This window comes from Halococcus dombrowskii (assembly GCF_022870485.1).
GTDB classification, from domain to species: Archaea; Halobacteriota; Halobacteria; order Halobacteriales; family Halococcaceae; genus Halococcus; species Halococcus morrhuae.
The window spans coordinates 2,385,073-2,398,445 of the sequence record NZ_CP095005.1 but is presented as its reverse complement, the minus strand read 5'-3'; the positions used below and the strand labels follow the sequence as shown (position 1 = coordinate 2,398,445).

Here is a 13,373-nt window from a genome sequence, read left to right as displayed (position 1 = left end):
GGTGGGCCGTCCACAAAGTTTCACGGGGTGGGGCTTGCTATCGAAGCCGAAAGAACGGTATACCCTGGTCCCGTAGTCATCCGGAGATGGCAGATACCTACGAGAACTACGTCGACGGTGAGTGGCGCGCGAGCGAGACGGGCAGCACCTTCGAGGTGCGCAACCCGTCGGACACGACCCAGGTCGTCGCCGAGGTACAGGATTCGAGCGAAGCCGACGCCAACGGGGCCGTCGAGGCGGCTGCGGCCGCGCAGGACGAGTGGGCCGACACGCCCGGTCCCGCGCGCGGGAAGTTCCTGCGCGAGACGGCCAAGCGGATGGATCAGCGTCGTGACGAGCTCGCCGAAACGCTCGCGAGCGAGGAGGGGAAGACGCTCTCGGAGGCCTCCGGCGAAGTTGGCCGTGCGGTCAACATCTTCTACTACTACGCCGAGCGCGCGATGGACTACGCCGGCGAGAGCTACAACCCGAGCGCACAGGGCCAGAACCTCTACACCGTGCGCGAGCCGATGGGCGTCGCCGGGCTGATCACGCCCTGGAACTACCCCATCGCGATCCCCGCCTGGAAGATGGCCCCGGCGCTCGCGACGGGCAACACCGTCGTCTGTAAGCTCTCGGGCGATGCGCCGACGGTCTATCTGAAGGTCGTCGAGTGCATGGACGAGGCCGCCGAGGCCGCTGGCGTGCCCGACGGCGTCGTCAACGTCCTCACCGGGAGCGGTGAGGCGGTCGGCCAGCCGATCATCCAGCACGAGGCCGTCGATGCGGTCTCCTTTACCGGCAGTCGACAGGTCGGCGACATGATCTACGAGCAGGCCACCGACGCCCACAAGCGCGTCCAGACCGAGCTCGGCTCGAAGAACCCGACGGTCGTGACCGAGAGCGCCGACGTCAAGGAGGCCGCCCGAATCGTCGGCGGCGGTGCCTTCGGCGTCACCGGTCAGGCCTGTACCGCGACCGAGCGCGTGCTCGTCGACGAATCGATCGAGGAGGAGTTCGTCGACGCGCTCGTCGACTACGCCGAGGGTGTCGAGATCGGCCACTCCGTCGAGGACCCTGGGATGGGACCGAAGGTCTCCGAGAGCGAACTCGAAACCACCCTCGACTACATCGAGACCGCCAAAGAGGAGGGTGCAACGGTCGAGTACGGCGGCGGCCAGCCCGAGGGCAGCGAGTATGAGGACGGCCACTTCGTCGAGCCGACGGTCGTCACGGGGCTCGATTCCGACGCGACCGTGATGCAGGAGGAGGTCTTCGGGCCGTTCGCCGGGATCATGACGTTTTCCGATCTGGACGAGGCGATCGAACTCGCCAACGACGTCGAGTACGGGCTCGCCGCAGGGATCGTCACCAACGATCACAGCGAGGCCAACCGGTTCGTCGACGAGATCGACTTCGGCATCGTGAAGGTCAACGAGGCCACGACGGGGCTCGAACTCCACGTGCCCTTCGGCGGGATGAACGCCTCCTCTAGCGAGACCTACCGCGAGCAGGGCGAGGAGGGGATGGACTACTTCACGATCATCAAAACCGTCTACGACAGCTACTGAATCGGCAATTTTCCTTCGTCTCGAACGAACTCCCTGCGGTTCACACTCCTCGCTTCGGTTGTGGTAAAACATGGGCGCTGCAGGATTTGAACTGCGTAGTAGCCGTCGGCTGCTCCTCCACGACAGCTTGATCCGAAGCCAAGCATCCTGTCATGTGTTCTACTGTAGTTATGTCATTGACAGCAACAGCGTCGGAGCAGGCACTTGAAATACATCTTCGGGAACAGCGTACCGAAGTCGCACAGTCTATGGCTACTGGTCAACCACCACAAACTGATAGACGTTTAGAGATCATCCAGACCAACTGATTGTCCCTGGTAGGGCAATTCAGCCGCTAAACTTCAATATTCGAACTCCGGGTACTTCATTCGTTTTCACCACTTGATGGGTTGCATTCACTTGTTTGATAATACGGTTGTTATGTCTCTTCGTAGTGTGCGAAAGAACGAGCCAGACGGTATCGTAGGTAGCAGCCATCTCTCGTATCTCGGTGGGTATGGTTGAGGGGTATAGAGGGCGGATGCCGATGTTTCGGTTCGGGTTTTCTGCGACAGTACGGATGGTGGCCTCCGAATCCGCAGCGTAGTATTCGAATGGGACTTGCATGTACTGATCCGTGATGAGTATGAGATCGTCCCCATCGGAGCGTTGCTGGATTGGGTCGGTCACTTCGCCCCATGGCTCAACTGAATCCTCATTATAATATCCGGGCAACGGGAGTACCAATCCCAAAACCAAGACGATTGCAACGACTTGGCCACCCCGAAGCTCCCGCGCCATGTTCGTACCCTTTGCAAGAAAGGCGTAGAAGCCAACTGCTGCAAAAATAGTCGAGCGGGTGTAGTATATGGGTCTCACGAGATACGATATCGTGATGCCAATAGCAATAGGAACAATGAGTAGTGCTGCGAACAAGAGGCCACTCGAATCGAAAGTATCCTCTGATCTCTCTCGAAGTGGCAGGACATTACCGAGCCAATATTCAACGTGATCGCCGTATAACCGAACCGCGGCATGTCCAAACCAGGCCCCTCCTGCGATGATGGCTGCTGGTACTAGCAGTCCAAGAGCGTGGTGGAATTTGTCCCCCGTCATCCATTCAGCCGGCATCAAAAGCAACATAGCGACTGACGGAGGGGCTATGGAGCCAAGAGCAGTATCGCTAACCGAAAATAGTGTTCTCCAGATGAGTACCGATACCCATGGCGAAAGTAACAGGCCTATCGCTACGTATTCCACTAGCCACGGCCGCCATGATACAGTACGCCTCTTCGGGTGGAAGAACGCCAAGGCGCTAAATACGTATATGGCGTGCGCAGCGAGTACGAAGAGGCCCCACACATGAGTGTAACCGAGCAACACCGCGGTTATAACGTATCCACTGTAGTCTTGGCGTGTCTTATGCTTAATCGCCCGATGGAGGAATAGCGTTGACAGAATAACAAGTAGCACCCCTAATGCATAGTTTCTCGCTTCTTGTGAATATCTGATGTAAAATGGCGATACAGCCATCAGTAACGCAGCAATCGATCCTACGGTCTTGTTGAAAACCCCCTTCACAAGGATATAAAACGCGCCTACTGCAGCGGTTCCGAACACGGCGGAGGGAAATCGGAGTGCAATCTCCGATGTGCCAGCGATGCCCGTCCAAATATCCAGAATCGCATAGTACAAGGGTGGATGAGGATCAACAAGTGGGACAGAGAAAAGCAACTCAGGGAGCGTCCGTGAGGTGACGAAATGGTACGAAAGCGCCTCGTCAAGCCACAAATCGTGATGCCCGAGATGAAAGACTCTGAGAACAGCTCCCAAGAGCACGATAGCCCCGGCGAGCACATTTACTGGCTGATCCTTGAGTTGGCGCACAGATTATTCCCAGCTCATGAATTGAATACCCTCTGAATCATATGGTAGTTGCCATCCCGTCCGAGATGGAAAACTTGCGAAACTGGCCAGAAAGCAACCATGAACGAACAGCCTACAGAGAGTGGGATTGGTATCCCCTTGTCGACAATAATCATCCGTATATCGTCGGCCAAATGCAGGCCGTTCGGAAACACCATGGGCGCTGCAGGATTTGAACCACAGTCGTTCCGCTCGCTTCGCTCACTACACTCCCTGATTCAAATCCTTCGCGTTACACTCGTCACTACTCACTGTCGTTCGTCGGACGAGTGGGCGCTGCAGGATTTGAACCCGCGACAGCTTGGTCCGAAGCCAAGTACTCTGTCCAAACTGAGCTAAGCGCCCGTAGCCATCGGTTGCGCCGAGTCGTAGTTAAATCCCCCGGTCGTCGCGTTTCGCGCCATTTATGCGCACACCGCCGGGAGAAGGGCCATGTCCGGCGAGCGTTCTCGCGGCCTGCTCGAACTCACCAGACCCGTCAACGCCGTCGCCGCGGGGATGCTCACGTTCATCGGCGCGTTCGTCGCCGGCGGTCTCGACTCTGCGCTCGCGATCGGGGCGGCCATCGGCGCGACCGTTCTCGCCACCGCCGCGGGCAACGCGATGAACGACTACTTCGATCGCGAGATCGACCGGATCAACGAGCCCGATCGTCCGATTCCTCGGGGTGCGGTCACGCCCCGGGCGGCGCTGTGGTTCAGCGTGCTGCTGTTCGGCGGTGCCGTCGTGTTCGCACTTGCCCTCCCGTTCGTCGCCATCGCCATTGCCGTCGTCAACCTCATCGCGCTCGTCGCCTACACGGAACTGTTCAAGGGGCTGCCCGGCGTCGGCAACCTCGTCGTCGGCTATCTCGGCGGGAGCACGTTCCTGTTCGGCGCGGCGGCCGTCGGGCGAATCACCGAGGCGGTCATCGTGCTGTTCGCGCTCGCGGCGCTGTCGACGGTCGCCCGCGAAATCGTCAAGGACGTCGAGGACGTCGCCGGTGATCGCCGCGAGGGGCTCCATACATTGCCGATCGCCATCGGCAAGCGCCCGGCGCTCTGGCTCGCCGCCGGCCTGCTCGCGGTCGCGTTGCTCGCCAGTCCGCTGCCCTACCTCCAAGAGACGTTCGGCTGGCCGTATCTCGCCGTCGTCGCGATCGCCGATCTGGTCATGGCCGTCGCCGCCGTCGAGAGCTTCGGCGACCCCACTGCAGGCCAGGAGCATCTGAGCTACGCGATGTTCCTCGCGGGCGGTGCGTTCGTCGTCGGCCGGCTCGCGGTCGCCCTGTAGGCCGGTGTTCTTATCCTCGCCGGCGGCCTATCACTACTATGCCAGTCACTGACGACGACGAGCTCCGGGCGATCCTCGATCACGAGACCGTGGCGGTCGTCGGCTGTTCGTCGACGCCGGGCAAGGACGCCCACGAGATTCCCCGCTACCTCCGCGAGCACGGCTACGAGGTAATTCCCGTGAACCCTCATGCCGACGAGATCTTTGACCGCGAGGCCGCCGACTCGCTCGCGGATGTCGACGAGGAGATCGACATCGTCGATGTGTTCCGACCGAGCGATGAGGTAAGTGGGATCGTCGATGCGGCGCTCGATCGCGAGGATTCGCCCGTCATCTGGACGCAGCTCGGCATTCGTGATGAGGAGGCGACCGAACGCGCCGAAGCGGACGGTCGGCAGGTCGTCGAGGATCGCTGTATGAAGGTCGAACACCAGCGACTCTGCTGAATGGGCCGATCGGAAAATCCGAAATAGCGGCGAACGTGTGTTATTCTCCAGTCGCAGTCGTTCCGTCGGCGTCGTCGGCCGTTGATCCGGTGTCGGTCGCGTGACTGGGTTCGGCCTCATCGATGGCCGCCCCGGCGAGCAGCGAATCGACATCGATGTCCTGCTCGCGCGCCAGTGCATCCAGGATGGCGCGCTGGTCGTCGAGATCGCGTTCGATGCGCTCGACGCGCTCGCTCGTCGTCTCGACGTGTGCCTTGACATCGTTGACCTGCGAGCGGAGTTCGTCGACCTTCTCGTAGAGCGTTTCGGCCATGTCGGCCACCCGCTGGAGCTTCTTCGCCGTGTTGCCGAGTCCCATGTCGGTCGGTTGGCGCGGAGCTACGTGGCTCTTTGGTTCGCGCTCGAACGGGGCGATTAAGACACCGCCGGTCGAAACGTGGGTATGGACGGGTCGCGGGTTGCCCCGCTTGTCGGCATCATCGGCTGTGGTCTCGTTTTGCTGGCGCTTCTCGCGCCGTATCTCGGTGCCGACGCCGGCGCGATCGGCATCTACTACGGCGACGGGGTGGTCAACCCGCTCGTCGGCGGGCTGTTCGCCGCGGTGACGGTGATCGTCCTCGCCGCCGGGCGTTCGGGACGGACCGCTCCCGCGACCGCTGCCGGCGTCGCGCTCGTGTTCGGCCTCGTGATCGCCGGCGTCTCGCTCGTCTGGAGCCTGACGGTGCCCGAGAGCACCGTCTTCCAACTGTCGACCACCTCGCTCATCGAGTTCCATCGCTGGCTGCTGGCGCTCGTCTCGCTCGTGGTTCCGGCCAGCGGCGCGTGGTATGCCCGTGCACTCGCGCTCGTGTAGAGTTCGTCACAGTTGGCGATCCGGCTGAAGAAGTGACCTCTTCTGGTGTCTGTGCACTGTGGCTGCTGGTCGGGAGAACCCGTCCTGGTGGATGAAGGGCGAGCATCCCGAAGGGATGCGAGGGCTTCGGCGGTGCGGTTGCGGATAGCGATGGAAATCCCATCCAAAAGAACGAGCGCGGCGAACGGTGGAACGAAAAGTCCTTATGCGGGAGTTGGCTATTTCAAACCGGACTAGGTCGGGCAGTTAGGCCCTGCTCTCAACCCGCACCACGGTCTTCAGCGGGGACCGAACCCTGGGCGCGTCCGGACAGACCGGCACGGGCCCCGCAAGCCAACGTCGAAGCCTCGTCCGTCGGGGGCGGCGGTCCGCGGGCGTTCGTCCGCAGGGACGACCGGCCGCGGTTAGTCGGCGGCAGTCCGTCAGGCGCGGAAGCGAGCAGCGGACCGCCGGACAGCCATCGCTCGACGGGTCGCGGGGTGGAGGAGGCACGCGGGCTTCCCCGTGCTGGAACGCCGGGCAACCCCGGGCGTCCGTCTCTCGTTTCATACCCATCAGCGCGGCGTATCGAACGGCTCTCAGAGCAAAAACAGCACGCGCCGTCGCTACTCCGATCCGACGTCGGTCTCCTCACCATCGACGTACACCTCGATGTCGTCCCCGCTCTCGAAGTCCGTGATCTCGCCGGTGATGCGGTAGGCATCGCCGCCGCCACCGAGCCGTCCGGCGACGGTCGAGCCGGAGATGATGTCGAGATCGGGGTCCTGCGTCACGCCGCTGTCGTCGATCGGCGCGCCGTAGCTCTGCCCGCGACGCTCGATCGAGCCCGTGACCGTCATCCGGTAGTTCACCTTGTCGTCGGGTTCGCCGCCGATGATGACGACGTACTTCGCCTCGCCGGTCGTCGTCTGCATGTCGGTGGCCGTCGGCGTGGCTGCTGCGGTCGGCGTCGCCGCTGCGGTCGGCGTCGCGGTCCGCGTGGCCGTCGGCGATGGCGTGGCCGTCGCGGTCGGTGTCGACGACGCCGTCGTGGTCGCCACCTGTCCCTGGATCGTCGGCGTCGGCGCTCGGGTCGCCGTCGCCGTTTGCGTCGTCTCGGTCACGTCGGTCGTGGTCGCGTTCGATTCGACGGTGGTCGTCTCGCCGGCCTCGTTCGGGGCCGTTGCGAGCTGTGAACAGCCTGCGAGCAACAGCATGGCTGCGAGCACCACGGTCAGCGCGACGCGTCTGGTCATATCCCAATCAGCCGGCGTGCGGCCTATAATACCCTCGATAGTCGTCGTCAGTCGCCTGCGAGCTCCTCGCGAACGAGATCGGCGGCGTTCGCGATCGCGCCGACCGAGGAGAGATAGCCCGCGCCGACGGTGGTCTTCATCGCTTTCGCCGCCGTTCCGCGGAAGACGGTCGGCCCGACCTGCGCCACCGCGCCGTCGCCGACGCTGACGAGCCAGCCCGGCGCGTCGAACCTGAACCGCTCCGGCCGCGGATCGAACATCTCGGCCGACCCGTCGTGTTCGACGATATCGACGATGCTCCCGGCGACGCTGTGTGCCTCGCGCACGGCCGCCGCGGCGCTCGCGGGCACCGCCGCCCCGTCGGCGTCCGTAACCCGCCCGGCGTCGCCAACGACGAACGTGTCGCCGCCGAGTTCGAGCGTGTCGGAGACGATCGGTCGCTCGCCGGAGAGTGCGCCCGGCCCGCGGATGCCGCCGGTCCAGAGGAACTGATCGTAGTCGATCGTCTCGTGCTCGCACTCGATCGTCTCGTCGGTGGCACGCTCGACGGCCCGGCCCGTCCGCACGACCACGTCCCGGCTTTCGAGCTCCTCGCGGACCGCCTCCTGGAACGCCGCCGGGAAGTTCGGCGTGACGCTGTCGAGGCGTTCGAGCAGGAGCACCTCGCGGTCGATCTCCTCCTCGCGCGCGAGCGCGGTCAGCTCGCCCGCCACCTGCACGCCCGAGAGCCCCGCACCGCCGACGACGACCCGCCCGCCTGCATCGAGATCGAGGAACGCCTCGCGGATGCGGGCAGCGTCGGGCAGTCGTTTGAGTGGGGTAGCGTGCTCCTCGACGCCGGGCAGGTCGTGAAACGCCGTTTCGGCACCGAGACAGACCGCCGCGACGTCGTACTCCAGTCGGCCGTCGTCGAGTTCGGCGACACCCTGTTCGTGGTCGACGTCCGTGACGCGCGCGACGCGGACGGTCGCACGGTCGAGGGCGTCGTCGAGCGCGACCGTGATCTCGTCGGCGAGTGCCGGCCGACGCACGACCCGATGGAGTTCGTGCTGGACGAGGTGGTCCGGGCGGTCGTTGACGACGACCAGCTCGGCCGATTCGGGCAGCTCCTTCTCCAGCTGGCGAGCGAGCGTGAGACCGGCGTAGCCGGCCCCGAGAACGGCGATTCGCATCGTTGACCGTTGGGGATCGTCGGTTAAATGGCTTGAGAATGCGGCTCTTCAGGTGTTCCTTTTCCCGAATCGTGTTCCCGCTCGTCGGCATCACGTCGTTTTTCACACAGGTCGCTATAGCCAAAGTTCCGCACTCACGCGTTGCAACTGAGGACCGCAGGCCACACCCTTCCCAACCGACTCAGCTCCCACTTTTTTACTTCACCCGCTCGCTCCGCTCGCGGGTTCGCAAAAACCTGGACTAAAAACTCCCGCTCGCTCGGCCGTTGGCCTCGCTCGCGGTTCAACACCTGACCTTCCGCCACCGAATCGCACCGCACCACAGCCTCTCCAGCCGATTCGCTCGTTCGCTGCACTCACTCGCTCATCCCTCGCACGAGTCGCGCACCTTCGGTGCGCTCCCGCGCGCCACCGCAACTACGTAGCTGTGGCCGATGATTTAGAACAAGGCTTCGGACTCGTCGAGCACGTGCGCGGGGCCACCGACCTCCCAGATCCGCGTGTCGACGCCACAGTCGGCGACGGCGCTCTCGACGCGGTCGACGTGTTCGGCCGTCGTGTTGACGTAGACGCTCGCGCCGGTGTCAGTGGAGAAGTAGGCCGGAACGCCCGATTCGCGGAGATCGCGCACCACGTCGAAGATCTCGAGCGTCGCGGGCTGCCAGTAGACCCAGCCGGAGGGGCCGGTCATCGTCGTCGCGGCGAGCGAGAGCGAGTCGTGTTCGGCGAGCTCGAACGTCCGCTCGAAATTACCCCCCCGAAGCGCGTCGCGCATCTCGGCCAGTTGGCTGTGGATGTGCGCGAGGCGCGCCTCGAACATGTGGCTGTCGGCGGCCTCGCGGTGGGCCTCCTCGGTTTCCTTGTACGCGGGCACGAGCGCGCTCACGATCCGCAGATCGTCTTCGAGCCCGCTCTCGATGCGCTCGGAGCGACAGTCGGTATCGTTCAGTCCGGCGTGGAGATCCGAAAACCCACCCGTCACCGCGCGTGCGGCCGAGGCTGATCCGCGCCGTGCGACCGTTGAGATTTCGGGCAGCGAGAGGTCGAGCTCCGCCGCCGTACAGAGCGCCCGCGCCGCCGCCGCGAAGCCCGACGACGAGGAGCCAAAGCCCACGTTCGTCGGGAAGTCGTTCTCGCTCTCGAAGCGCACGGGATCGTCAACGTCCGCGCGCTCGCGCACGTGCGAGACGACCGCTTCGATTCGTTCGCGGCCCCGCCCGTCGACCGCCTCGCCGTCGATGACGTAGCGATCCCCGTCGAGCGATTCGTCGAACGCCACGGTCGTCGTGGTGCTGCTCGGCGCAGTGCAGACGCTGATCGAGTCGTGGTAGGGGAGTCTGAGTTCGTCGTCGCGCATCCCGTGGTACTTCACGAGCCCCTGGATCGGGTGCGCCCGCGCAGTGGCTTTCATACCCGTGTGGCGAGCGACGTGCGAATAAACGTCCCGGAACGGACGGCGAGCGTGCCACCCGCGGAATCGAACGCCTCAAACCGCGCTCGGTCGGAGGCCGCGCATGGGCACGTCGCTCGACTCGCGCGAGGCACAGGCTACTGCCGTCATCGACCGTCTCGACGCGGAGTATCCCGATACGACCATCTCGCTCGATTTCTCGAACCGGTTCGAACTGCTCGTCGCGGTGGTTCTCTCCGCACAGTGTACCGATGCGCGGGTCAACGAGACCACGGAGGACCTCTTCGAGAGCTACCCCTCGCCGGAAGCGTTCGCGAACGCACCCCAGGAGGAGCTCGCCGAGGCGCTGAACTCGATCACCTACTACAACAACAAGGCGAGCTACATCCGCGAGTCAGCCCAACTCGTCATTGACGAACACGATGGGGAGGTTCCCGATACGATGGGAGAACTCACCGAACTGCCGGGTGTCGGCCGGAAGACAGCGAACGTCGTCCTCCAGCACGGTTACGACGTGGTCGAGGGAATCGTCGTCGACACGCACGTCCAGCGGCTGACGCGCCGGCTCGGACTCACCGAGGAGCAGCGACCCGAACGCATCGAGGAAGACCTGATGGAGTTCGTCCCCGCCGAGCACTGGCAGGCGTTCACGCATCTGTTCATCGACCACGGGCGGGCGACCTGCACGGCGCGCAACCCGGAGTGTGGGGACTGTGTGCTCGAAGATATCTGTCCGTCGTCGAAGGTGGATTCGTCGACCGATCTCGCCAGCGACGAGGAGTGGACGTAGGTCGTTTCGGACGGTTCCGTGTCGTTTCGTCGCAAAACGAACGAACGATCGACGGTGGTTTTTGTGTGGGGGTCGAGCGACGAGACGCAGCCGGCGGGGCTGCACGTGGCATCCACCGTCCGACCTCCATCGGGCGGTGTGACGTTCGTCAGAGGAAATAGGCGAACGCGAAGCGGGCGATGCCGACGAGATAGGCCAGCAGCCAGAATATCACGTAGCCGAAGACGCCGATGCGCAGCCGATTTCGCCAGTGGTCCATCCGGTCGGTACCGATCTCCGAGAGCAGCACGTCCTCGTCGTAGTCGTGATAGAGGTTGTATTTCCGTTTCGCCCGGAAGATGCGGACGATCCCCGTGAAGGCGAAGGCGAGCAGCGCGTAGGCCTGCAGCCCGAGAAAGGCGTGCAGGGCGGATGCACCGCCGAGCTGGCCGAACAGGCGGGGGAGCATCCAGACGAGCAGCGGCACGGTGGTGAGCGTCAGTCCGGTGACGATGAACTTGAGATGGTAGACGAGCACGCCCCACGTCACCTTCTCGGTGTCGATCATGATCCACGCGCCGTAGAGAAAGCAGGGAAAGCTCGCCGTGACCAGTATCGCGACGATCGTCGCCACCGTCGCGTCGGTCAGCCCGAACATGGCGAAGATCGCCGTCGCGGGCGCTAAAGGCTGCCGAAACCCGTGCGCTGGCGGTCGGAAAGCCTAACCCGGTCGGTGGCGTACGAGAGACGATGGCCGACTCCCGACCCACGGCGGACGAGGGAGACGAGCGTGCAGATGAGAGCGGCACCGACGCCGACAGCCACGCCGCTGTCAGTGAGGGAGCCGACACCGGGAACGAGGGTGAATCCGCAGCGACCGACGCGGACGCGGCGGAATCGACCGATCAGCTCCGCCAGCGGGTCGATGAGACGTACGATTTCGACGATTTCGGGCCGACCGACATGGCCCAGATGAGCGCCGACGAGTGGGAGGCGGCCTTCGATGCCGACTCCTGGATCACCGGCGATGCACTCCTCGCGCGCGTCGAGGCCGATCTCAGAAACCGCATCGCCGAACGGGACGTCTTCGCCAGGCTCGAAGGCGTCGAGGACGGACTGCTCGCCTACTCCGACGAGGGCTACGCTGTCGTCTACCCCGACGGGAGCGTCGAGGGCCGGGGCACCGTGTTACGGGACGTCAAACCGACCATCGCGCTCTGCTCGATGGACGACTACGACGTCGCGGAACCGCCGGAGGGCGAGCTACTGCCGGAGCCGTCGGCGGTCCCTGAGGGTGGCGGCGAGCTCGGCAACTGGATGCTCCAGCTCGTCGCCGTCGCCCAGCTGCTGGCGGGGCTTGGACTCATCGTCGCGTGGGTGTTCTTCCCCGTCGAGACGCTGTTCGCGCCGGTCGCCGGGATCGTGTTCGTCCTCTTCGCCCTCCTGTTGTTCGTCCAGGTCGCGAACGCGCGGCTCTCCGACAAGTTCCGTTCGGAGGAGTATCGCGACCGGCTGCGTGCGGTCGGCATCGGCTCCGACGAGCGTCCCGAGTTCCTCCCCGAGCGCTATCGCGAGCCGGCCGACGCTTCCGCAGTCGAGGGCACCGACGACGACCCACAGACGGACGAGCTGGACGATTCGGCCTCCTCCGTCTGAGGCGCGATACCCGCATCCGGTGGACTTATGCGAAGCCAGTCCAGAGTGTGGATACACATGAACAGGCGGGATTTTCTGCTGGCAGCAAGCGCCGCGGCAGGTGGTTCGGCCGCCGCCAGCGGGACCGCCGCCGCACAGCAGGACAATGCGTCCGGCGGAGGCGGCGGGAACGCTTCCGGTGGGGGTGGCAACGCCTCCGGCGGCGGTGGCAACCAAAGCGGTGGCGGCAATCAAAGTGCCGGCGGGGGCGGTGGGGGCGGCGGTGGCCCAACGAAGACGGTGAAGGTCGGCCCCGGCGGCTCGCTGAAGTTCGAACCCGAGACGCTCTCGCTCCCGACGGGTGGCAAGGTGAAGTTCGTCTGGGAGTCGGACGGTCACAACGTGAGCCCGAGCAACGGCGACTGGGGCCACGAGCCGATCGAGGACAAGGGGTTCAGCTACACGACACCCGCCTTCCAGGAGGCCGGCGCGCAAGAGTACGTCTGTGTACCGCACGAGTCGGCGGGGATGGTCGGCACCATTCAGGTCGGTTCGAGCGGTGGTAGCAGCGGTGGCGGCGGGGCGGAGGAGCCGAGCCCCGAGGAGATGGGCGTGCCGTTCCAGGCGCACTTCGTCGGGATCGCCACCATCCTGATGATGGTGCTGTCGCTGGTCTACACGTTCTTCGCCGTGAAATACGGCGAATCACCGAACGCGAAGGGAGGGAACTGAAATGTCCACGTCAGGCAGTACATATGGCGATATTCACCGTTACGAACCGGCCAGAGAGAGCACCGCCGCGGCCGTCGCCATCGTGTTGCTCACCATCGTCGAGGTGGTGTTCGTCGGTCTGTTCGCCTACGGACTGATCAACGGCTGGGGGACCAGGGAGGTCGGCAACATGTATCTCGGCGCGGTGTTGGCGGTCGTCTTCGTCGACCTCGCGTTCGTCCTCCTGCTCTACCGCAAGGAGTTCCTCCCGGACGTGATGATCGTCAAGAAGCGCCGGCGCAAGTGGGAGGACCTCTACATCCGCGAGGAGCAGATGGAGGGGACGAGCATGGCCGGTGGCGGGATGTGGGACAGTGTGAAACGAGCGGTCTATCCGTATTACAAGAAATAACA

The 13,373-nt window shown here is 64.1% G+C and carries 14 protein-coding genes, 1 tRNA gene and 1 other RNA gene; 9 read left to right on the top strand and 7 right to left on the bottom strand.

All coding sequences use genetic code 11. The features are described from left to right. Positions 1 to 86: 86 nt before the first annotated feature. Complete coding sequence (gene xacF / locus MUK72_RS12455; RefSeq protein WP_244701308.1) at positions 87 to 1,550, top strand: 2,5-dioxovalerate dehydrogenase; 1,464 nt, start codon at positions 87 to 89, stop codon at positions 1,548 to 1,550. A gap of 327 nt (positions 1,551 to 1,877) precedes the next feature. Here xacF and MUK72_RS12450 read toward each other — a convergent pair whose 3' ends face one another. Then, positions 1,878 to 3,416, bottom strand: a complete 1,539-nt coding sequence (locus MUK72_RS12450) for a glycosyltransferase family 39 protein (RefSeq protein WP_244701306.1) — start codon at positions 3,414 to 3,416, stop codon at positions 1,878 to 1,880. 309 nt (positions 3,417 to 3,725) lie between these two features. After that, positions 3,726 to 3,800: transfer RNA gene (locus tag MUK72_RS12445), tRNA-Arg, on the bottom strand. An 87-nt stretch (positions 3,801 to 3,887) separates the two neighbouring features. Here MUK72_RS12445 and MUK72_RS12440 point away from each other — a divergent pair. Together MUK72_RS12440 and MUK72_RS12435 are read left to right on the top strand one after the other, a co-directional pair. Continuing rightward, positions 3,888 to 4,727: a geranylgeranylglycerol-phosphate geranylgeranyltransferase gene (locus MUK72_RS12440; protein WP_244701302.1), complete on the top strand. Its 840-nt coding sequence runs from the start codon at positions 3,888 to 3,890 to the stop codon at positions 4,725 to 4,727. Between the two features lie 38 nt (positions 4,728 to 4,765). Next, complete coding sequence (locus tag MUK72_RS12435; RefSeq protein WP_244701299.1) at positions 4,766 to 5,173, top strand: CoA-binding protein; 408 nt, start codon at positions 4,766 to 4,768, stop codon at positions 5,171 to 5,173. A 40-nt stretch (positions 5,174 to 5,213) separates the two neighbouring features. On the opposite strand, the gene MUK72_RS12430 is transcribed toward MUK72_RS12435, so the two are convergent. Next, the gene (locus MUK72_RS12430; protein WP_004055472.1) at positions 5,214 to 5,531 is read right to left on the bottom strand and encodes a DUF5798 family protein; all 318 of its coding nucleotides are present in this window, start codon (positions 5,529 to 5,531) and stop codon (positions 5,214 to 5,216) included. An 84-nt stretch (positions 5,532 to 5,615) separates the two neighbouring features. Here MUK72_RS12430 and MUK72_RS12425 point away from each other — a divergent pair, with 84 nt between their 5' ends. Both MUK72_RS12425 and ffs read left to right on the top strand, forming a co-directional pair. Then, positions 5,616 to 6,026 (top strand): DUF7548 family protein, encoded by a 411-nt coding sequence (locus MUK72_RS12425; RefSeq protein WP_244701296.1) that lies wholly within the window; start codon positions 5,616 to 5,618, stop codon positions 6,024 to 6,026. 226 nt (positions 6,027 to 6,252) lie between these two features. Then, positions 6,253 to 6,565, top strand: an RNA gene (ffs, locus tag MUK72_RS12420) — signal recognition particle sRNA. A gap of 66 nt (positions 6,566 to 6,631) precedes the next feature. Here ffs and MUK72_RS12415 read toward each other — a convergent pair. The 3 genes from MUK72_RS12415 to mvaD form a co-directional block, all read right to left on the bottom strand. Continuing rightward, positions 6,632 to 7,261 (bottom strand): hypothetical protein, encoded by a 630-nt coding sequence (locus MUK72_RS12415; protein ID WP_244701293.1) that lies wholly within the window; start codon positions 7,259 to 7,261, stop codon positions 6,632 to 6,634. Between the two features lie 47 nt (positions 7,262 to 7,308). Then, positions 7,309 to 8,433 (bottom strand): NAD(P)/FAD-dependent oxidoreductase, encoded by a 1,125-nt coding sequence (locus MUK72_RS12410; protein ID WP_244701290.1) that lies wholly within the window; start codon positions 8,431 to 8,433, stop codon positions 7,309 to 7,311. Positions 8,434 to 8,872: 439 nt separating this feature from the next. Continuing rightward, a complete protein-coding gene (mvaD, locus tag MUK72_RS12405; protein ID WP_244701287.1) occupies positions 8,873 to 9,844 on the bottom strand; it encodes a phosphomevalonate decarboxylase MvaD in 972 nt (323 codons plus the stop codon). A 103-nt stretch (positions 9,845 to 9,947) separates the two neighbouring features. On the opposite strand from mvaD, the gene nth reads away from it, so the two are divergent. Continuing rightward, complete coding sequence (gene nth, locus MUK72_RS12400; RefSeq protein ID WP_244701284.1) at positions 9,948 to 10,634, top strand: endonuclease III; 687 nt, start codon at positions 9,948 to 9,950, stop codon at positions 10,632 to 10,634. A gap of 148 nt (positions 10,635 to 10,782) precedes the next feature. Here nth and MUK72_RS12395 read toward each other — a convergent pair whose 3' ends face one another. After that, positions 10,783 to 11,271 (bottom strand): DUF7321 family protein, encoded by a 489-nt coding sequence (locus tag MUK72_RS12395; protein WP_244701281.1) that lies wholly within the window; start codon positions 11,269 to 11,271, stop codon positions 10,783 to 10,785. A gap of 92 nt (positions 11,272 to 11,363) precedes the next feature. On the opposite strand from MUK72_RS12395, the gene MUK72_RS12390 reads away from it, so the two are divergent. From MUK72_RS12390 to MUK72_RS12380, 3 genes are read left to right on the top strand one after another with little or no spacing between them, the layout of a single operon-like run. After that, entirely contained in the window at positions 11,364 to 12,269 is a 906-nt protein-coding gene (locus MUK72_RS12390) for a DUF7319 domain-containing protein (protein ID WP_244701278.1), read from the top strand. A 57-nt stretch (positions 12,270 to 12,326) separates the two neighbouring features. Continuing rightward, positions 12,327 to 12,980, top strand: coding sequence for a plastocyanin/azurin family copper-binding protein (locus MUK72_RS12385; RefSeq protein WP_004055463.1), 654 nt, complete (start codon positions 12,327 to 12,329; stop codon positions 12,978 to 12,980). A gap of 1 nt (position 12,981) precedes the next feature. Next, the gene (locus MUK72_RS12380) at positions 12,982 to 13,371 is read left to right on the top strand and encodes a DUF7318 family protein (RefSeq protein WP_004055462.1); all 390 of its coding nucleotides are present in this window, start codon (positions 12,982 to 12,984) and stop codon (positions 13,369 to 13,371) included. The last annotated feature ends 2 nt before the right edge of the window (positions 13,372 to 13,373 follow it).